Annotated in this window: 18 protein-coding genes and 1 pseudogene; 4 read left to right on the top strand and 15 right to left on the bottom strand. The window is 68.9% G+C overall.

Features of this window, described 5'->3' with window-relative positions:
• Positions 1-55 precede the first annotated feature (55 nt).
• The 3 genes and pseudogenes from AFB00_RS31020 to AFB00_RS31010 all read right to left on the bottom strand — a co-directional run bounded on the left by AFB00_RS31020 (position 56) and on the right by AFB00_RS31010 (position 4,537).
• Positions 56-1,648 (bottom strand): annotated as a pseudogene (locus tag AFB00_RS31020) (IS1380 family transposase).
• A gap of 190 nt (positions 1,649-1,838) precedes the next feature.
• Positions 1,839-2,699 carry an AfsR/SARP family transcriptional regulator gene (locus AFB00_RS32780; protein WP_197520034.1) on the bottom strand — a complete coding sequence of 287 codons (861 nt, stop codon included), beginning with the start codon at positions 2,697-2,699 and terminating at the stop codon, positions 1,839-1,841.
• A gap of 374 nt (positions 2,700-3,073) precedes the next feature.
• The gene (locus AFB00_RS31010; RefSeq protein ID WP_068801052.1) at positions 3,074-4,537 is read right to left on the bottom strand and encodes an MFS transporter; all 1,464 of its coding nucleotides are present in this window, start codon (positions 4,535-4,537) and stop codon (positions 3,074-3,076) included.
• A 97-nt stretch (positions 4,538-4,634) separates the two neighbouring features.
• Between AFB00_RS31010 and AFB00_RS31005 the strand changes: the two genes are divergently transcribed.
• Positions 4,635-5,807 (top strand): cytochrome P450, encoded by a 1,173-nt coding sequence (locus AFB00_RS31005; RefSeq protein ID WP_068801051.1) that lies wholly within the window; start codon positions 4,635-4,637, stop codon positions 5,805-5,807.
• A 28-nt stretch (positions 5,808-5,835) separates the two neighbouring features.
• Here the strand turns inward: AFB00_RS31005 and AFB00_RS31000 are convergent, their stop codons facing one another.
• The 6 genes from AFB00_RS31000 to AFB00_RS30975 are packed head-to-tail and all read right to left on the bottom strand — an operon-like array spanning position 5,836 to position 11,359.
• A complete protein-coding gene (locus tag AFB00_RS31000; RefSeq protein ID WP_068801050.1) occupies positions 5,836-6,807 on the bottom strand; it encodes an acyltransferase domain-containing protein in 972 nt (323 codons plus the stop codon).
• Positions 6,804-7,055 carry an acyl carrier protein gene (locus AFB00_RS30995; protein WP_068801049.1) on the bottom strand — a complete coding sequence of 84 codons (252 nt, stop codon included), beginning with the start codon at positions 7,053-7,055 and terminating at the stop codon, positions 6,804-6,806. The genes AFB00_RS31000 and AFB00_RS30995 overlap by 4 nt, the downstream gene beginning before the upstream one ends.
• A 34-nt stretch (positions 7,056-7,089) precedes the next feature.
• On the bottom strand, positions 7,090-8,310 hold the full coding sequence (locus AFB00_RS30990; RefSeq protein ID WP_068801048.1) for a beta-ketoacyl synthase N-terminal-like domain-containing protein: 1,221 nt from the start codon (positions 8,308-8,310) through the stop codon (positions 7,090-7,092).
• On the bottom strand, positions 8,307-9,569 hold the full coding sequence (locus tag AFB00_RS30985; RefSeq protein WP_068801047.1) for a beta-ketoacyl-[acyl-carrier-protein] synthase family protein: 1,263 nt from the start codon (positions 9,567-9,569) through the stop codon (positions 8,307-8,309). Before AFB00_RS30985 ends, AFB00_RS30990 begins: the two co-directional genes overlap by 4 nt.
• A 26-nt stretch (positions 9,570-9,595) precedes the next feature.
• The gene (locus tag AFB00_RS30980) at positions 9,596-9,976 is read right to left on the bottom strand and encodes a nuclear transport factor 2 family protein (RefSeq protein ID WP_083276271.1); all 381 of its coding nucleotides are present in this window, start codon (positions 9,974-9,976) and stop codon (positions 9,596-9,598) included.
• Between the two features lie 3 nt (positions 9,977-9,979).
• Entirely contained in the window at positions 9,980-11,359 is a 1,380-nt protein-coding gene (locus AFB00_RS30975; protein ID WP_156819937.1) for an FAD-binding oxidoreductase, read from the bottom strand.
• A gap of 191 nt (positions 11,360-11,550) precedes the next feature.
• Here AFB00_RS30975 and fabG point away from each other — a divergent pair, with 191 nt between their 5' ends.
• From fabG to AFB00_RS30960, 3 genes are read left to right on the top strand one after another with little or no spacing between them, the layout of a single operon-like run.
• Positions 11,551-12,327: a 3-oxoacyl-ACP reductase FabG gene (gene fabG / locus AFB00_RS30970; RefSeq protein ID WP_068801045.1), complete on the top strand. Its 777-nt coding sequence runs from the start codon at positions 11,551-11,553 to the stop codon at positions 12,325-12,327.
• Positions 12,328-12,371: 44 nt separating this feature from the next.
• Positions 12,372-13,040 carry a class I SAM-dependent methyltransferase gene (locus AFB00_RS30965; RefSeq protein WP_068801044.1) on the top strand — a complete coding sequence of 223 codons (669 nt, stop codon included), beginning with the start codon at positions 12,372-12,374 and terminating at the stop codon, positions 13,038-13,040.
• Entirely contained in the window at positions 13,037-14,227 is a 1,191-nt protein-coding gene (locus tag AFB00_RS30960; RefSeq protein ID WP_231974585.1) for a thiolase family protein, read from the top strand. Before AFB00_RS30965 ends, AFB00_RS30960 begins: the two co-directional genes overlap by 4 nt.
• 22 nt (positions 14,228-14,249) lie before the next feature.
• On the opposite strand, the gene AFB00_RS30955 is transcribed toward AFB00_RS30960, so the two are convergent.
• From AFB00_RS30955 to AFB00_RS30930, 6 genes are all read right to left on the bottom strand, one after another.
• A complete protein-coding gene (locus AFB00_RS30955) occupies positions 14,250-14,780 on the bottom strand; it encodes a J-domain-containing protein (RefSeq protein WP_068801043.1) in 531 nt (176 codons plus the stop codon).
• Between the two features lie 27 nt (positions 14,781-14,807).
• Positions 14,808-15,257, bottom strand: a complete 450-nt coding sequence (locus tag AFB00_RS30950; RefSeq protein WP_083276270.1) for a nuclear transport factor 2 family protein — start codon at positions 15,255-15,257, stop codon at positions 14,808-14,810.
• Positions 15,258-15,379: 122 nt separating this feature from the next.
• Positions 15,380-15,622, bottom strand: a complete 243-nt coding sequence (locus tag AFB00_RS30945) for a biotin/lipoyl-binding carrier protein (RefSeq protein WP_068801042.1) — start codon at positions 15,620-15,622, stop codon at positions 15,380-15,382.
• Positions 15,619-16,494, bottom strand: a complete 876-nt coding sequence (locus tag AFB00_RS30940) for a TIGR03560 family F420-dependent LLM class oxidoreductase (protein ID WP_068801041.1) — start codon at positions 16,492-16,494, stop codon at positions 15,619-15,621. The genes AFB00_RS30945 and AFB00_RS30940 overlap by 4 nt, the downstream gene beginning before the upstream one ends.
• A 91-nt stretch (positions 16,495-16,585) precedes the next feature.
• On the bottom strand, positions 16,586-17,224 hold the full coding sequence (locus AFB00_RS30935) for a TetR/AcrR family transcriptional regulator (protein ID WP_068801040.1): 639 nt from the start codon (positions 17,222-17,224) through the stop codon (positions 16,586-16,588).
• Between the two features lie 36 nt (positions 17,225-17,260).
• Complete coding sequence (locus AFB00_RS30930; protein ID WP_068801039.1) at positions 17,261-18,886, bottom strand: HAL/PAL/TAL family ammonia-lyase; 1,626 nt, start codon at positions 18,884-18,886, stop codon at positions 17,261-17,263.
• Positions 18,887-18,938 lie beyond the last annotated feature (52 nt).

Genomic DNA, 18,938 nt, shown 5'->3' with positions numbered 1-18,938 from the left:
CGGCCTGCGCGTTCTGCCGGGAGCTCCCGCCGCTCGTCGTGTCGGGCTTCGGAGATCAACCAGCAGGAACAGGCAACGCGCACAGCCGCGCGAACGCGCGGGCGAGATCGACCGCCCAGGGCCAGGACCGTTGGATGCGGACCCAGACTCGGCGTTGCCCGCGGGTGATCCGCGCGGCGGTGTGCAACAACCGGTAGCGCAACGCCTTCGGCTCGACCTTCGCCAGGTCGCCGTCGAGAAGCAGGCGCTGGGTCCAGGTGATCAGGTCGACCGCGAGCATGACCACGGTCAACCACGCCGCGTTGACGGCGAAGGACCGGGACGGGAAGTGGTTGAGGCCGGTGTCCTTGCCGCAGCGGATCCGGTCCTCGACCCGGGCGTGGGCGCGGTGGCGGGCGTCGAGGAAGGCGAGCTGCCCGACGCGGGTGTCGGTGGCGAACGCGGTGTAGCGCCAGCCGTCACGCTCCTCGAACGCATCGAGCTGCGCGCCGGGATGCGGCCGTTCACGACGGACGACAACGCGGGTCCCGGCCGGGTAGTCGACCAACGCGGAGGCGGGGAGCAAGCCGGTGATCTCGGCCAGCCCGGCGCCGTCACGGTGCCCGCCGTCAGCGTCGACCGCCTCGGCCCACACCGTCTTCGGGACCAGGCTGATCACGGTGCGTTCGCGGTCGGTGACGGCCCAGCCGACGGAGAACTCACAGCTCACCGCTGTGTCTTGTTGCGCTCGGATGTGGGCGAGGAAGGCTTTCGTGGCGCCCGCGGTGTCGGTGCGGACCAGGATCGGGTGCCCGTGACGGAACGCGTCAGGGATCTGGGCGAGCGCGTCGTCGAGCACGCTGATGTGATCCGCGGCGGTGTTCGCACCGGCGTTCCCGCGGCGCAAGCGGGCGGCGAGGAACTCGCCGGTGTTGTCGCAGAACGCCAGCATCGGGTGATACCCGAACGTCTTCTTGAACGTGGGCGTGGCCTGTTCCTTCTCGCTGTGGGCGATGACGATCGTGGCGTCGAGATCGATCACCAGCACGTCCCGGCCGTGCCGGCGCAGGTCGCGGCCGGCGACCCGAGCCGCGGGAAACGCGCGACCATCGACGTCGGCGTGCTGGGCCCAGACCACCTCCCGGGCCCGCGCCCGCCCCGCCGCGATCGAGGACAACCGGCGCTCGTCGAGCTTGTCGAGCAGTCGCCAGCAGGTCGAGTCCGATGCCACCGACCCGAACACCGCGCCCTGATCGGCCAGGACCGCGATCTCGCAGATCCTCGTGGCCCCGTCGGCGACCGCGACGGCCAGATCGACCAGCACCCGCCCCGGATCATGACGCGCCCGAGCTCGTCGCAGCGGTGCGAGCGCGGTCGAGAGTTCACTGAGCCCTTTTCAACCTGCCGTTCCGGCAGCTCAGGGGCCTGGTTGTGTGGGTGCAGACGCCGAGCTGGCGAGCCGGTGACCTGTGCAGCTGTGGTCAGAGCAGTTGCGCTGCAACCTTCGCGATCTCCTGACGCAGAAGCTCGCTGGTCAGGTTGAAAAAGGCTCACTGGCCAACGTGGTCCGGTCGGCGACATCGGCCAGCAGACGCGACCCGACGTGCGACACCACCCCAGCGCCGTCGGCGGTCACGATGACCGGTGGGCGCGTGCTTGTAGTCTGCACTCGGAAAGTGCCTCCTCGACCATGGCGGACAGGGCTTCGACACCCGCTGTCTTACCTGGTCACGAGGCACTTTCTTCAGTTGGGGTCGGAGATCACCGGCACAGCCCGTGAAGAGTCCGGGCTAGCTCGGTCAACTGCGCCAACTCGATATGTGGGTAGCCCCATGTGTCAGGATGCGCCACCGCAACAATCAGCGAGAGTTGCCGCGAAGCACCTTCTCCTGCAGAGCGCGGAGCTCGTGACACGGCTCGATACCAAGGTCACGGTTCAGAACGGTCCGGACCTCATGAAAAACCTGTAGCGCCTCGGCGCGGCGATTGGTCGCGGCCAATGCCTGCATGAGGGAGCGAGCAAAGTTCTCGCGCAGAGGGAAGGTTGCAGTGAGTAGTCGGAGTTCGGGGAGCATCATGTTCGGATCGCCAGCCTTCAGTGCCAGCTCGATTCTCTCATGTCGCGCCGACAAGATGACCTCGCGGATTTCGTCGGCGTAACTGATGAGAACGGGACCGAGGGCGATGTCTGACAGCGGCACCGTCGGCGTACAGGAAAGTATTTGATCATACTCGCGCAGCGCCTGTTGTGCATCTTGAGCCGCTAAACTGCGGGCAGTTCCGAGCTTGTCGCGAAATCTGTGGATATCAATGCTTTCTCGTTCTAAGCACAAAATATACCCAGGTCTCCGTGTGGCGATAACTTGCTTCCCGAGCGGTTTGTCAGCGAGCTTGTCTACGATTTTGCGGAGCCCGTAGATGTAGGTCTGAGTAGTAGTAACTGCGGTTCGAGGAGGATTCGACGGCCACAGTTCATCGATCATGCTCTCAATTGAGACGGTCGTACCGACGCGGAAGGCGAGTAGCGCCAGGACCTGGCGGTACTTCGGTGCTTCGGGAGTACCTATCCGGCCAGCGTACTCCACTTCTGTTGTGTTGAGAATGCGAATATCTAGCTCTTTCGATGCCGCGTTCAAACTGAGACTCTTTTCGCTTGGAGCGCGCCCATCCGACGCGATGAAAGGCTTGGATGACTTCGGCGATTCATCTCGGTCGGACACTCGGCCTGGCATGCTTCCGAGTCTGTGCGGAACGGCGAGTGGATGTCACTAGAGCGAACGGGCAACGGCGCCCCAATCGTCGCGCTCACTGTCGGTAACCGTTATTGCCGCATCCCGCCTGAGGGGCCCTTGACGCGGCCGCAATAGCTGTTTTGCGATAGCTTACACCTAGGTAATGGGCCGGACCCCCGAATTTCGATCACGTCGAGTCACCGCGCAAGTATGCGAGGTCTCCGCGTTACGGTGTGACGTCGAACACAACTTCGTTGCATTGGCTGGATCCTGGTTTGGGGGCAATGGCCCTTGCGGCGGGGTCATCGCCTTCGACACCTGATGCTCCATGGATGAGAAGTCAGTTGCAGAGGCGCAACGGATCAGTTATTGGATTTTCGGCGAGTCGCCGTTCGAGCCGCGGGTAGAAGTGCGGCGAGCGCCGCGACGCCGACCATCAGAGCGGTCATGCATTCGAATGCAGTCGCAGTACTCAGGACGGAACCGTTAATGACCGGGCCTGACGCACTGTATGCGGACGCTGTCGCAATAGTGGCAATAGTGGCGAGTCCGACGGCGCCGCCCACCTGCTTCGTCGTATTCATTAGGCCCGATGCAGCACCTGCGTCCCGGTCGGTGACTCCGGACGTGACGAGCGTGCTTAGCGGCGTGTTGATCAAGCCGGTTCCTGTCGACATCACGATTGCCGGGCCGAGCACGCCGGTCCAATATGTGTCGGTGACTCCGACTCGGCTCTGCCACCAGAACCCGGCGGCGGCCAGCAGTGCGCCCGCGAACAGAACGGTCCGTTCCGGGACCCTTCGCATCACCCGTGGAGCGATCTGGGCGCCGACGAGCACAGTGATGACGGTGTGCGGCAGAAATCCCAGACCGGCCATGCCTGCGGAGAGCCCGAGTCCCTGCTGCATGTAGAGAGACAGGAAGTACCACATAGGCATCAAGCAAGCGCCCGCCAGCACGATCGCGACGTTGCCCGCCGAGATCGAGCGTAGGGCGAACAGTCGCAGTGGTATCAGCGGTGACGACGACCACCATCCTTCGTGGGCCACGAACAGTGTCAGCGCCAGTGCGGCGACGCTCAGGGCGGCGAGGGTGACCGGGGAGGCCCAGCCCCTGGTCTCCGCGCCGGAGACAGCGAAGGTCAATGCCGTCATCGATACGGTCGCGGCCACGGCTCCGGGCACGTCGAGACGCTGACCATCCACAGACGCATTCCCGGCCGGCAGGGTCCGAGCTGCTGCGATGAACGCGATGGCCCCGATCGGGAGGTTGACCAGGAGTGTGGCCCGCCACGTCAGGAACTCGGTCAGGATGCCGCCGAGCAGACTGCCCGCAGCGCCCGCGGCTGAGGCGAGTGCCGTCCACGTCGCCAGCGCGCGAACCCGTCGCGGGCCCTCGGGGAACGTTGTGGTCAGGATCGTTAGACTGGTCGGTGCCAGCACCGCCGCGCCCAGTGCCTGTGCGGCGCGGGCCGCGATCAGAGTGTCCGCCGTCACGGCCAGCCCGCCTACGACGCTCGCGACGACGAATATTGCGAGCCCCGCCAGGAGCATGCGTCGGAGCCCGTACAGATCGGCCAACCGGCCGCCCAGCAGCAGGAATCCGGCGAAGACGAGGGCGTAGCTCGTCACCACCCACTGCAGGCCAGCCGGAGAGAACCGTAGCTCCTCCTGGATCGCTGGGAGCGCCACGTTCACCACGGACGCATCCAGTACGACCATGAACTCCGCGGCACATGCCACCGCCGTGATCAGCCAGGCCGCCGCCGGGGTGCGCTGCGTGGACCAGGTTTTGGAGCCGGGTTCTCGTGAGGTGCCGTCCCGCATGCGTCGTCGCCTCGCGTCGTAGGATCACTAAGTCAATGTGGTTCCATCGATATACTTTAGCCGCGCCGCCGGTCGATCGCACGATCAAGGAGCCGTCGTGGAACTCACGCCTTTCCCATTCGCCCAGCCTCCGGAGAACGAGGAGGAGCCCGAGTACGCTGACCTGCGCGAAAGCGCACGCGCCCACGGGGTGGAGCTGCCGTACGGCGGCCACGCATGGCTGGTGACACGTCATTCGGACGTCCGGTTCGTGCTGGGGGACCGGCGCTTCGGACGGGCCGCGACATCACAGCCCGACGTCCCGCGGCTGCTGCCGGAACCGGGTAGCGAGGGGCTTCTGCAGTCCCTCGATCCGCCGGACCACCGCCGTGTGCGGGGTGCGGTGCAGGGCTCCTTCACCGCCCGTCGCATGCGACGGCTGCGCCCACGTGTCGAGCAGATCGTCGCTGGACTGCTCGATGACATCGAGGCGTCCGGCGAGCCTGCCGATCTCGTCGCGTCTTTCGCAGTTCCGCTGCCGGTCGCGGTGATCTGCGAGGTGCTCGGGGTCCCGCCTGTGGATCGGGCCGATTTGGCGCGCTGGTCCGCGGCGCTGTTGTCGACGTCCGGGGCTCAGCCGGCCGATCGGGAGAGGGCCCACAGGGAGATGCTCGGCCTGTTCGACGGGCTCCTCTCGGACCGGGCCGCGCGCCCGCGGGACGACGTGTTGAGCACGCTTGCCCACGCCGGGCGGCTGACTCGCGCCGAGGCGATCGCCCTCGCATCAGACCTGCTGCTGGCGGGCCACGAAACGACCGGTGCGCAACTAGCGAACTCGGTGTTCGTGCTGCTGCGGGCCGGTGGGTTGCACCGGCTGGGGGAGGGGGGCGCCGCGGTGCGTCGGACCGTGGAGGAACTGATGCGCTTCGTCCCGCTCGGTGCGGGAGGTACGCGGTGTCGGGTGGCGCATGAGGATGTCGTCGTCGGAGGGGTTTCGGTGCGCGCCGGTGCGGCCGTCTTCGCCGTCACAACGTCCGCCAACCGCGACCCAGCGGTGTTCCAATGTCCACAGCGTCTCGACCCACAGCGTGCGCGCGTCCCGCACCTTGCGTTCGGCTACGGCGACCATCACTGCCTCGGGGCGCCGCTGGCCCGGCTGCAGCTTCAGGTCGGGCTGGATAGTCTGCGTGTCCGAATGCCGCGGCTGCGGCCCGCGGAAGGCTCCGGAATGACCTGGAGGACCGGGTCGCTGGTGCGGGGGCCAGAGAGATTTCCCGTCGTGTGGTCGTGAGCCGCTTCGACATCCCGGTCGGAACCGGTCACCGAGCGAGCCCAGCGGCCAGTTGCTCAACAACGGCATCCTGCGCAGCCCGGTTGGCGGCCGCGTCGGGACCGGGCAGCGCCGCCGTCGCCGCCGAGAAGCCATGCGCGACCTGCCGAGTCCGGCGGGCTATGCCGCACAGGCTGGACCCCGGTCCGGCCTCGACGAGGTGGATCGGCCCGTCCGTGTCGAGCAGCCGGTCCAGGGTCGGTCCGAAATACACCGGTTCGGCGGGCTGCCCGGCCCAGAATGACGGGTCCCGGGCGCGGCCGTCGTCGAGTGGTTGCTGGGCGTAGCACGACCACAACCGTGTGCGAGGTGCGTGCAACGTGGCGCGGGCGAGTGGGGGGACATCCGGGATCCACATCGCGGGGCTGTGGAAGGGCTGTCGGGCCCGCGCGCGGAAGCTGGTGAATCCGGCGTCGGTGAGGGCAGCACGTACGTCGTCGAGGTCGCGATCGGCTCCCGCGAGCAACAGCTGGCGCCGCGCGTTGACGGCGCCGACAACGACCGAGCCGCGCAGGTGTGGCGCGACATCGTCGACTGAGGCGGCTACCGCGAGCATCCCACCCGCCGGGACGCGGGCCGACCAGGCGATCAGCCGGTCGATCCACGACAGCCCCGTCTCCAGGTCAAACACCCCGGCCACATGCGCGGCAGCGACCTCCCCGACGCTGTGCCCGATCAGCACCGTCGGTTGCAGACCGCGGGCGATCAGGGAAGCCGCCGAGGCGCAGTTCGTTCCAAACAGCAGCGGCTGGGCGACCGACGCGTCGTCGAACCCATCGATGTCCTTCCCCGATAGCCAGATCCTTCGCAGCCGTCGTCCGTGCACACCGAGCAGGTCGAACACACGGTCCATCACAACGGTGAACGGGCCATTGACGTCGTAGAGACCGGCCGCCATACCGGGGAACTGGGCTCCCTGGCCGGGGAACATGAACCCGACGTTCCGGTCGGGTGGATTCATCCCACGGACCGCGCCGAGTTGACGAACGCGAGCATCTCGTTCGGTGTGGTGAGCGTGCCGAGGACGTCCTCCGGAATCTCGACGCCGTGGCGGCGCTTGAGCACGGCGGCGGACTGCATCAGGGCCAGCGAGTCGTAGCCGAGCTCGTCGAACGCCTGGTCGCCGAATCCGTCCGTGTCGCCGGCGTCTGTCGCGCCGGCGGCATCGATGAGCAGCTCACGCAGTTCGGGCAGGGTCAGAACGGACATGGTGACTCCTTAGGGTCGGCGGTGTCGTGGGTCGTCACGCGCGCTCGACGACGAGCGCGGAGTTGAATCCCTCAGCGCCCCGGGCCAGGATCAGCACACGGTGCACGGTGGCGGGCCGGGCGTCACCGACGACCAGGTCCAGCCCGTAGTGCGCGGGCGGCTCCGCGACGTTGACGGTCGGCGGGATGACGCCGTCCCGGACGGCGAGCAGCGCGAAGGTGGCGTCCAGCGGCCCGCCGCCCGCCATCAGACGTCCTACGCCACTCTTCGGTACCGACACCGGTACGCCGCGTGCGCCGAAGACGGCGCTGATCGCTTCGGCTTCCTGGGCGTCGAGGGCCGCGGCGCCGGCGCCGTCGGCGAGCACCAGATCGATCTCCCCGGGTGCCCGACCGGCCTGCGCCAGCGCCTGCCGGGCCGCGCGCTCGAGCCCGTCCGGCCGGTGTCCGGGCGGATCGAACGTGGCGGCGTGGCCGGTGAGCCGGCCGTAGGGGTTGTCGCGCCCGCGTCCCGACGCGTGTCCGGCGGCCTCTAGGACCAGCAGCGCACCGCCCTCACCGGGCACGTGGCCGTTCGCGCGGGCATCGAACGGCAGGTATGCCAGCTCGGGGGAGCGGGCCTCGCTGACGGTCCCGGATGCGCAATGAGACGCCCAGCCCCACGGGTCGAAGGACGACTCGAACCCGCCAGCCAGGACGACGTCCAGATCCCCGCGATGGATCCCGCGTAGTCCGTAGCCGATCGCGTCAAGTCCGCCGCTCTGCTCGGCGGACAGGACGCTGCTCGGACCCTTCACCCCGTGACGGATGCTGATCTGACCGGTGTTAACCGCATAGAACCATGCGAAGGACTGGTAGACGCTGACCGCGTCCGGGCCCTGTGTCCAAAGCTTGGCCATCTCACGGTGGGTGAACTCGAACCCGCCGGTCGCGTTGGACGTGGTGACCCCGATACGTTCCGGGTCGAGTGTCGGCGGGTCGAGCCCGGAGTCGGCGACGGCCTCGTCCGAGGCGAGCAGAGCGAACCGGGTGACCCGGTCCGTCTGGGTGAGCGTGCGGGACCCGAAGTGCTCGGCGGCGTCGAAACCGTCGAGGCGCCCGGCCAGCCGGGAGCGGTGTGCCGAGGGGTCGAATGAGCCGATCATGTCGATCGCGCACTTGCCCGCGACTGCGGCTTCCCACACCGGCTCCCGCCCCAAGCCACTGGGTGCGACGACCCCGATTCCGGTCACCAGGACGTCGACGGCGGCGGTCATCGCAGGCCTCCTCGGGCCAGCACCATCGCGCTCTGAAACCCGCCGAAGCCACTGCCCACGGTAAGCACGCGGTCCAGCCGGGCGTCTCGGGACTGTCGTGGGACGTAGTCCAGGTCGCAGTCCGGGTCCGGCGTGGTGAGGTTGGCGGTGGGGGGCACGACGTCGTCGCGCATCGCGAGCACACAGGCCGCGATCTCGATTGACCCGATGGCACCGAGCGAGTGCCCGATCATCGACTTGATGGAGCTGACCGGGATGTCATAGGCATGGTGGCCGAAGCTCCGCTTGAACGCGCCTGTTTCGTGCCGGTCGTTCTGCTTGGTGCCCGAACCGTGGGCGTTGATGTAGTCGATCGCAGACGGGTCCAGCCGGGCCTGCGTCAGCGCCGAGTCGATCGCCATCGACATCTCCTCACCGCCCGGGGCCAACCCGGTCATGTGGTAGGCGTTGCATCGGTTCGCGTAGCCGACGATCTCGGCGAGGACAGTGGCGCCCCGTCGTCGCGCGTGCTCGTACTCCTCCAGCACGAGCATCGCGGCCCCTTCGCCCAGGGCGAAGCCGTCACGGTCCCGGTCGAAGGGGCGGCTGGCCGAGCCGAAGTCCTCGGTCCGCGGGGTGGTGGCCCGGATAACGTCGAACGAGGCGGCTGCGACCGGCGTGATCGGGGCCTCGGTGGCCCCCGCGACCATGACGTCGACCGTGCCGTCCGCGACGAGAGCCCGGGCGTGTCCGACGGCGTCGATCCCGGATGTGCAGCCGGTCGACACGATCGTTGCCGGCCCGCGCGCGCCGGTCGCGCCGGCGACCTCGCGGACAATCGAGCCGGGGCTGAAGTGGTCGAACACGTGCGGTGGCAGGTAGGAGGGGTCGACGAGCCACTCGCGACCGGTGTCGGAGAGCACGAGATAGTCCTGCTCCAGGCTGGTCGAGCAGCCGACAGCGGTCCCAATCGAGATCCCGGTCGCTCCACCGAGGTCACCCCCGAGGTCCAGCCCGGCTGATGCAACGGCGCCGCGGGCGCACGTGACGGCGAACAGCGAGGCACGGTCCATGCGCTGCCGCTCGCGGGAGGAGAAACCACGCGCCGTCGCGTCGAAGTCGATCTCTGCGGCGACCTTCGACCGGAAGGCGGACGCGTCGAAGGCGGTGACCCGTCGCGTGGCGGTCCGCCCGTCGACAATCATGTCCCAGAACCCCGCGGTGTCCTGCGATCCGGGGGCGAGGACGTCGAGACCGGTCACGACGACTCGTCGGTCCACGGTGGTGCTCCTCTCTGTGTGTGCGCTCATGCGTCGCGAAGCGGACCGATATGCAGGCCAGCGACCCGCCAGGCCGACCCGTCCCGACGTGCGGTGAGCGTCACCCTGAACCGTCCGGTCGTGTCGGCGGTGCCGTTGCGGCCGCGCTGGTGCTGCACCGCGACCACGACGGCTGCGTCGTCCCAAGCCCGCACGTGCACGTCGTCGAGGTGGATCTCGTCGTTGACGACGCGGCCGCTGCGGTAGCGGCCGGTCCACTCCTCGCGGGTACGGGTCCAGCCGAATGGTCCGACCCCGACGAAGTCGGGGTCGAGCAGCTCCTCCAGCCATTCGCCGTCGTTCGACTCCTCCGCGGCCCGCCACCGCTCGACGAGCTCGTGCACGGTCCCGGCGTGTGACACGGTCACGGCTCAGCCCTCGCCGGGGACGATGTTGGTGTTCAACCGGAACGTGTTGTCCGGGTCGTAGTCGGCCTTGATCCGGCGCAGCCTGCGCAAGTTGTCCGCGCCGAACGCGTCGACCGTCCGATGTCCCTCGGACTCGTTGAAGAAATTCACGTATCCGCCGCCGGTCATGTGCGGCTCCAGGGCGGCGTGGCTGTCGACTGCCCACGCGACATGCCGCGAGTCGTGGGCGGGGTCGCGCCACGCGGAGGCGAAGTTCGCGACGAACGGCGAGGTCCGATGCCCGAACGCGGTTGCGTCGGCGGGCACTCGGGAGATCGCGCCCCCCAGGTACAGGACCTCGAGCTGAGACATCGGCGAGGTCATCGACGCCCCGGCGGCCAGTAGGGCGTCGATCGCGGCATCCGGAAGCCGGTCCAGGTAGCCGCTCTTGAAGTAGGCGCGGTCCGGGAGAACCGGGCTGGGGAACGAGTAGCCCTGCAACGACCGGTACGGCAGCGTCGTCGTCGCGACAGCGGCCGGGCGTCCGACGTCGCGGACCGCCTCGAGCGCAAGGTCGCCTTCGGACACGTCGCCGATCCAGCACGCCGACCCGCACAGAACGGGCTTCCCGTGGAGGTGCTTCGGGACGTCCGGCACGGGCGGGGCCAGACGCAGGTAGAACACCCAGGTCAGCTCGTCGGGCGCCTGCGACATGTACGCGGCCCAGTCGCGCAGCACGCGGGGGCCGTCGTCGAGCGGGTGGTAGGCGACGGCGAAGCGGACGGCGCCGACGTGGTGCAGGTCGAACTCGAACGCTGTCGCGACGCCGAAGTTGCCGCCGCCGCCGCGTAGCGCCCAGAACAGGTCGGGGTGATGCTCGGTGTCCGCCCGCATTTGCCGCCCGTCGGCCGTGACGACATCCACTGCGGTCAGATTGTCGATCGCGAGCCCGTGCTTCCGGCTCAGCCATCCGAAGCCGCCGCCGAGGACCAGTCCGCCGAGCCCGGTGTGTGCGACGACCCCCGCCGGCGCGGCCAGTAGATGGGCCTGCGTCGCGGCGTCGAACGCGCCGAGCAGCGCACCGCCCTCGACCCGGGCATGTCGCGCCTGCGGGTCGACGTCGACTGCTGACATCATCGACAGGTCGACGACGACGCCGTCATCGCAGGTGGAGTGCCCCGCCACGCTGTGCCCGCCGGCGCGCACGGCCAGCGGCAGACCGTGCTGTCTGGCGTGCGCAACCGCGATTGCCACATCCTCCGGGCACACGCACCGTGCGATCAGCGCGGGCCGCCTGTCCACCGTCCTGTTCCAGACGTGGCGCAGGCGCTCGTAGTCCGCGTCCTGCGGCCGGACCAGCGTGCCGCGGAATCTCTCCAGCGCAGAGGGTCGGTCCGTCTGCATCGTCGGCATCGCGCTCCCTGGTGACGGTCTCGTGCTCAGCTGGGCCGGACAGATGGTCGGAAGCCAGCTTCGAGCCCAAATCCAGCGGAGTTCGTCCGGGAGCCGGTCGACATCGCCTCGAACGGCGCCCCATCGACGTCCTGCAGCGTCCGCGCCATGTCGGCACCCACGTCGACGAAGGAGGAGACCGGATGTCGGAGACTCGGAGCGTCGCCCTCGTGACCGGCGGGACGTCGGGCATCGGACTGGCGACCGTGCGCGCCCTTGCGGGCGACGGTCGAGCGGTCGCGTTCTGCGGCCGCGATGAGGAGCGCGTGGCTGCGACCGAGGCCGCTCTCGCGGCGGAGGGACTCGAGTGCCGCGGCTACGTATGCGACGTGCGGGACCGCGACGGCGTCGAGAAGTTCGTGGACGCCACTGTCGATGACCTGGGCGAACCGCGGATCCTGGTCAACAACGCCGGCCGCGGCGGGGGCGGCCGGACGGCCGAGCTGGACGACGACACCTGGCTCGACGTCCTGGACACCAACCTCAACGGCACCTTCTGGACCACCCGCGCGGTGCTGCGTCGGACTACCCCCTCACCCGCAGTTCGCATCGTCATGATCGCCTCCACCGGCGGGAAGCAGGGTGTCCCGATGGGTGCGCCGTACTCGGCGTCCAAAGCCGGCGTGATCGGGTTCACGAAGGCGCTGGCCAAGGAGCTGGCGCCCACCGGGACGACGGTTAACGCGGTGTGCCCGGGCTACGTCGAGACCCCGATGGCCGTGCAGATCCGCGAGCACTACGCACGGCTGCAGGACACGTCGGCCGACGAGATCCTGGACCAGTTCCGGGCGAAGGTGCCGATGGGCCGCTACTCGACGCCGGAGGAGGTCGCCGCCATGGTGCGCTATCTCTGCTCCGACGAGGCTGCGACGGTCACCGCGCAGGCCCTGAACGTCTGCGGGGGCCTGGGCAGCTATTGACACCGCACTGCCGTCGATCCCCGCCGCCCCGACGAGGAGATGTCATGCCCACCGTCGATCAGCCGTACTACCGTCCCGGCCGCCTGGCGTTCTACGACCGTGTGGTGCTCGGCCTGTCCAACCGGCTGCTATGGCGATGTCCGACGCCGGTGATGCTGCAGCGCTACGACCGGATGTTGCGCGCCCGACACCTGGAGATCGGTCCGGGCAGCGGCTACTACCTTGACCACGCCCGATTCCCGGTTGAAAACCCGACGCTCGTGCTGGCCGACCTCAACCCCTCGCCACTGGAGTTCGCAGCAGCCCGGGTCGCCCGGCTGCGACCCCGCACGCACGGGGTCGACGTACTGGCCGACTCGCTCGGGTTGGACGAGGTGTTCGACTCGGTCGGTCTCAACTACGTGCTGCACTGCCTGCCCGGCGGAGAGGAACCGAAGCGCACCGTGTTCGGCAACATCCGGGAAGTACTCGCGCCGGGCGGCAGGGTGTTTGGTGCGACCGTGCTCGACCGGGGTGTCCGGCACACAGCCGTCTCCCGGCGTGTGAATGCCCTGTACAACCGGACCGGTGCCTTCCACAACGAGGGCGACGACCCTGCGATGCTGGCTGCAGCGCTGGATTCCGTGTTCGGCAACAGCACGGTCCAGGTGCGCGGCGCCGTCGCCTTGTTCGAGGCCGTCCGAAACCCCGAGCCGGGGGACGTCCGCCGGTGAGCGCGTGGGCCGTGCGTCATCCCGATGCCGCGATTCCGGCGAACGCGCTGTGGTCGACGCCATTCGCCCGGTGGAGGGGGGCACTGGCCCGGGTCTCCAGCCTGGACGTCGCGGTCGCTGCGACGCGGGCGGCGACGTCCAGGCTGCCGCTAGACGAGGTCGACGGCCTGGTGCTCGGTTGGACCGTGCCGCAGCCGGAGATCTTCTACGGCGCCCCGACCGTCGCCCGCCGCGTCGGTTTGTCTGGAGTGTCTGGCCCGATGATCGGGCAGGCCTGCGCCACGTCGGTGGCGTGTCTGCACGCGGCGGCCACGTCGCTCCACGCTGGCGGCGGCGCGCAGCTAGTCGTCACGGCCGACCGAGTGAGCAACGGCCCGATGTTGACCTGGGGCTCCTCGGGGCCGGGCGGGGCCGAGCGCGAGGAGAGCTGGGTCCGCGCCGCGTTCGCCCGTGATCCCGGCACCGACCGCGGCATGCTGGCCACCGCCGAGACCGTCGCCCGCGACGCTGGGTTCCGGCGCTCCGACGCGGACGCTCTGGCCGTGCTTCGCTACGAGCAGTACCGGGCGTCCTCATCGTACGAGGCCAGGCGCCGGCATACCGTCCCGGTCGAGGTTATCGACCCGGACGGTGTCCCGGTCCGTCTCACGGACGACGAGGGTGTGCGGACGCGGAGCACCGAAGGCGTCGCGGCCGAGCGAAGCGTCGTCCGGGACGGCGTTCATACAGCCGCGACCCAGACCCACCCGGCCGACGGCGCGGCCGGCGCCCTGGTCACCCGCACCGCGCACGCCCGGTCACTCGCCTCGGGCGGGCCGGTGGTCACCGTCCTGGCGTCCGGGTTTGCGCGGGTCGGCTCAGGACGGATGCCAGAGGCTCTTGTGCCAGCGGCCAGGGCTGCGCTGGATAGCGTGGACCTGAGGATCGAGGACGTTGACGCGATCACCACGCACAACCCGTTCGCGGTCAACGACCTCTACTTCGCCCGCGAGATGGGTGTGACACTCGAGTCGATGAACCGTGTCGGGTCCAGCCTGGTATTCGGTCACCCACAGGGACCGACCGGCTTGCGGTCGATCGCCGAGCTCGTCACCGTGCTGTGCCTGCGCGGGGGAGGTGTGGGTCTGTTCAGCGGCTGCGCCGCAGGGGACTCAGGGGCCGCGATAGTGGTACGGGTCGACTACTGATCAGGGTCCGAGCTGTGGTTGTTCAGTCGGTATTCCGGCCGAGTAGGCGGTCGAACAGCGTGCGCCCGCCCCCGCGCCGTCGCGGGGGCGGGCCGCCCTCGCCCGGGTTGGAGTCGTCCGGGCCGGTGTTCCCCCCGTGAGTGCCGCCCTGCTGGCTCGTACGAGACGCGTGCCACCGTTGCACGACGTCGTCGACGTCCACGGTGGACAGTGACACGTGCGGCGGGGTCGGAACGCGCCGCCACTCGGTGATCCGCTCGTTCAGGTCGTCCAGCAGCTCTCGCACCTCGCTCTCGGAGCGCCGTCCGGCCACGGCATCGCCGATCTGCTCGATCTCCCGCCGGAGTCGGAGGGAGATGGGCAGGTGGGCGTCGCCCGTGATGCCCTCCCGGTGAACGTATCCGTCGATCCACCAGTTCTCGTGATATCGCTTGCCCGCGTCGGCCAGGGGCTTGCCCCGGTAGGGGTTGTCGCCCAGGCCTTCGGACAGCCCCGACTGCTCGATCTGCCGGTCAACGATCGAGCGGTACTTCTCCCAGTACGCCTCGCTCATGCCTATCCGTTCCTCGTGGTGCCGGAATCAGGTGACCGGGGTGAGGTCGTCGCGCCGGATCCACTCAGCGTGCACGGACAGCCGGCCCGCGCCGTCTTCGTGCAGGAGGCTCTCACCGGTGGTCGTCGCCATTAGTGTCGTCGGGCCGCCGTGCACGATCTCGTAGACGAGGGCGTAGAAGCCGGTGCGGATCCGGTTCCCGTCTCGCTCGACTGAGAGCATGCCCAACCAGTGTCGCCGGTGGGCGCCACGCTCGACCAGCGCCGCGTGGGCCGCGCAGACCTCGTCCCGGATGGCGGTGCGTCCGTGGGACGGGTCCGGCCGCGCGTTCGTGGAGAACATGCCGTCCTCAGTGAACGTGGCGGCCCACCCGGCGGCATCCCCGTCGTCGAGGCGCTTCAGTCGGCGGACGTAGAAGTCCTCGACCCGAGCGCGCAGCTTCATGTCGAGCCCGGTTGTGGTGCTCGCGGCGGTCACGATGGTCTCCCGTCGTCGGGCAATTGGTCGCCATGGAGGATGCACCGCCGAGTAGGAGCCGGCGTCGTGTCGCGATCAAGCCGAGGCCGCGGACGCCCGACTGAGCGATTAAAACGATGGTGTCACATCGAAGAATTGGTGTGCAAGACAGCGAGGACGTCTCCACACCGGACAACCTGTCCCGGCGTCACCAGGGCGTCGGTCAGGAACCCGGAGACCTCGCTGAGCACCGGGATCTCCATCTTCATCGACTCTAGCAGGCAGATCTGGCGTCCCGGCTGGACCAGGTCGCCTACCGAGACGGTGACGTCGAGGACGGTCGCCACCAACTCGGCTCGGATCTCGTGCCGTCCCGGCCTGCTCACAACGAGTCCAGAGGGCCGACGAATCGCGCCGTCGCATCGCCGACCCAGAGCGCTGGCTCCGGTCCGGTTGGCCCGATCCACACCTGCTCGATCCCCAGCTCCGCGTAGCCGGCCATGTCCCGCATGAATCCGTCCGGGTCTGCAAGCGGGTCACCGGTGAACAGCAGCGTCCGGGTCACATCGCTCGGTCGGCGCCCGACGTCCGTGCAGTGCCGGTCCAGCACATCGATCTTGCGGGCGACCTCGTCGTGCCCATGGCTGAACAGGTTGCAGGCGTCACCCAGTTCGGCCACGAGCCGCAGGGTGCGCCGCTCGCCCATACCGGCGATGACCACCTTCGGGGTTCGGTTCAACGGCTGTGCCGCGCACACGGTTCGTTCGAGGTGGTAGTGGCGACCGTGGAACGGACCGTCGTCATCGCTCCACATCTGGCGGCAGATCCTCACCGCCTCGTCGACCCGATCGAATCGTTCCGCAGTCGGGGGGAACGGCACGCCGAGCGCCTGGTGCTCGTAGGCGAACCACGAGGCGCCGATCCCAAGAAATGCCCGGCCCCCGGACAGCGCGTCGAGCGTCGCGACCGTCGTGGCCAACAGTGCTGGCTCCCGGTAGGTAACGCCCGTGACCAGCAGACCCAGCTCTATCCGGTTCGTCGCGTGCGCCAGGTAGCCGAGCGTCGTGTAGCCCTCCAGCACCGGCGCCCGGCTCGGCGCGCCCGTGGTCGGGTCCGGCTCGCCCATCCAGTGGTCGATCAGAGTGAGGGCCGTCGCGCCGCCGTCCTCAGCGGCTCGCGCCGCATCGGCCAGTGCCGGTCCGATCGGACCGGGGCAACCAGCAGCCGCGTAGTCGTATAGATGGATCGCCAGGCGCATCGCGTCCCCGTTCGGTCACCGGATGGTGGCCGGATCGTCTCCGGACGGTGTCCGGCCCGGACCGCGTGATCATGGGAGGAAGTTAGGGCGATCACCGGTATATCGCGGCGATCTCCGCGAGGACGATGTCGTGCGCCGTCTCGGAGGCGGCGATGCCGATCAGCACGTAGTAGGCCAGTCCCTCGGCGAGTGCGGACAGCCGGACGGCGATGGCGTGCGGCTGAGCACCGCCGTCGATCACACCGGTCTCCTGATCCCGCCGGATGAGCCCGGCGAGGTCGTCGCAGTGCAGATGCTGGTAACGGGAGCGCAGCCGGGTGGCGACCTCATCGTGGTGCAGGGCGAGGGCGGTGTACGCCTGACGGAACTGGACGTGCGCCCGGGTCACCTCGTCGTAGGGGATGAGTTCGGTCAACACCGCCTCCAGGACCGCGCGCGGCACGGCCGACGAGAGGTCACATCCGACGCGCTCCCGGACGCGGACGCTGCTGCGGGCGTTGAGATCTTCGAACGCGGCAGTCAACATCTCGTCCTTGGACGGGAAGTAGTGCTGGACGCGCCCCGGCGAGACGCCCGCGACCGCAGCCACAGCGGACTGGGATACCGCGAGTGGCCCGTGCTCGGCAGCCAGCTGCCCGACCGCGGCGAGGATCTCCCCCCGACGCTGATCATGAGCGGCCCCCGGACCGCGTGTCCGAGTCACGGTGCGGTTCTCCGCCCGGGCGCCCATGTGGACACGGCTACCACCTCGCGGACGGCCCGGCGCTCACCCGACGCCCTCCAGCAGGGAGTCATCACGCAACAGCCCTAGCACCGCGGCGACGTCTTTGTCGAGCGCCCGATCCGCATCGACCGTCCGGCTCACAGCCCGGACCCGGTCGTACACCGCACGGGTCCGCCCCAGAAGTTGGGGTCCCCGCAGGTCAGCGGCCTGGCACAGGGCCAGGAGGTGCAGGACCACCGCCCGCTCACCGATCTCGACGACGTCGCGGGCCTGTCGCGCAGCCGTCGCCCCCATCGACACCTTGTCCTGATTGTGGCATTCGGTGGAGCGAGAGAACACCGTCACCGGCACGCAGCGGCTGAGCGCGTCAGCGGTGAGTGACGAGCAGGCCAGCTGGACGCCCTTGAAGCCATGATGCAGTCCCGCCTGCGGGTCGTCGTGCAGAACCGGCCGCACGAGGTTGGGCGTTAGGCCGTTGTTGAACTTCTCGTCGACGACGAGCTCGAGCTGTCGGTCGAGCAGGTCCAGGACGCTCGCTACGGCGGTCTTTAACGTGTCCATCGCCAGGCCGACGTGGCCGCCCGCGAAGTTGCCACCGCTGACCACTGCGCCGGTGGCACTGTCTACCAGTGGGTTGTCGTTCGCCGAGTTGACCTCGATGACCAGCCAGCGCTCGACCCACTCGAGCGCGTCGCGCAGGACGCCGAGGAACTGCGGCGCGCAACGCAGCGAGTACTGCTCCTGGATCTGTTCGGCCAGCACGCGGTAGCCGGTATCGCTCGTCCCAGCCCGGTCCACGACGTCCTCGTAAGTGACAGCGAGACCGCTACCGGCCAACAGGCCTCGGATCGCGCGGGCCGACGCGACCTGGCCCGGGTGCGGCTTGGCGACGTCGTGCAGGAAGGGCGCGAACGGTCCGGTGATGCCGCGCAGCACCTCGGTGGTCAGAGCGGTGTTGACCTCAGCGAGCAAAAGCAGACGACGAGCGTCCGCCGCGACGAGCGTCCCCAGCGCGGTCATGAACGCCGTGCCGTTGACCAGGCTCAACCCCTCCTTTGCCGCCAGCTCGAAGGGCTCGAGGCCGGCTGCCTCCAGCGCCATGGCCGCTGGGATTCTTCGCCCGTCCAAGTCAGCCTCCCGCTGGCCGGTGAGCACAGCAGCGACGTAGGACAGGGGCACCAGATCGCCGCTGGCACCGACCGACCCCTCCTCCGGAATAATCGGCGTGACGCCGCTGTTGAGCAGGTCCAACAGTGCCTCCAGCAGCGCGGGACGCACTCCGGAGTGGCCACGCGCCAGACTGTTCGCCCGGACCATCACCACCGCCCGCGCGACGTCGATGGGAAGGGTCTTGCCAGTGCCGCAGCCGAGAAACCCGATCAGGTTCCGCTGAAGCTCGGCCGTGCAGCGTCCCGCGATCTGACGCCGGACCGAGTCGCCGAAGCCAGTGGTCACCCCATAGACCGGACGGCCCTGCTCGACGAGGTCGGTGAGCACCTGTCTGCTCGCGGCCGCACGATCCGCGACACCCGGTGACGAAAGCTCGGCGACGGCGCCTCTGCGGGCGACATCGACCACGTCACGCAGGGTCAGTGACACGCCATCGACGCCGATCCGGCGCGGATCGATAACGGCCGAGCATGACTGGTGCCCGCGGAACTGGGTCATGGTGGGGTTCTCCCGATCGACGCTGCGGTGTCACCGCAACTGTGCGGCGCAG

This window comes from Pseudonocardia sp. HH130630-07, assembly GCF_001698125.1.
Taxonomy (GTDB): Bacteria; Actinomycetota; Actinomycetes; order Mycobacteriales; family Pseudonocardiaceae; genus Pseudonocardia.
This window is presented reverse-complemented; position numbering and strand designations above follow the sequence as displayed.

Bases quoted from the DNA above. Each gene is read 5' to 3' on its own strand.
- AFB00_RS31010 (WP_068801052.1), bottom strand. From the start codon at position 4,537: ATGCGGGACGGCACCTCACGAGAACCCGGCTCCAAAACCTGGTCCACG.
- AFB00_RS31000 (WP_068801050.1), bottom strand. From the start codon at position 6,807: ATGAATCCACCCGACCGGAACGTCGGGTTCATGTTCCCCGGCCAGGGA.
- AFB00_RS30995 (WP_068801049.1), bottom strand. From the start codon at position 7,055: ATGTCCGTTCTGACCCTGCCCGAACTGCGTGAGCTGCTCATCGATGCC.
- AFB00_RS30990 (WP_068801048.1), bottom strand. From the start codon at position 8,310: ATGACCGCCGCCGTCGACGTCCTGGTGACCGGAATCGGGGTCGTCGCA.
- AFB00_RS30975 (WP_156819937.1), bottom strand. From the start codon at position 11,359: ATGCAGACGGACCGACCCTCTGCGCTGGAGAGATTCCGCGGCACGCTG.
- fabG (WP_068801045.1), top strand. From the start codon at position 11,551: ATGTCGGAGACTCGGAGCGTCGCCCTCGTGACCGGCGGGACGTCGGGC.
- AFB00_RS30965 (WP_068801044.1), top strand. From the start codon at position 12,372: ATGCCCACCGTCGATCAGCCGTACTACCGTCCCGGCCGCCTGGCGTTC.
- AFB00_RS30955 (WP_068801043.1), bottom strand. From the start codon at position 14,780: ATGAGCGAGGCGTACTGGGAGAAGTACCGCTCGATCGTTGACCGGCAG.
- AFB00_RS30940 (WP_068801041.1), bottom strand. From the start codon at position 16,494: ATGCGCCTGGCGATCCATCTATACGACTACGCGGCTGCTGGTTGCCCC.
- AFB00_RS30935 (WP_068801040.1), bottom strand. From the start codon at position 17,224: ATGGGCGCCCGGGCGGAGAACCGCACCGTGACTCGGACACGCGGTCCG.
- AFB00_RS30930 (WP_068801039.1), bottom strand. From the start codon at position 18,886: ATGACCCAGTTCCGCGGGCACCAGTCATGCTCGGCCGTTATCGATCCG.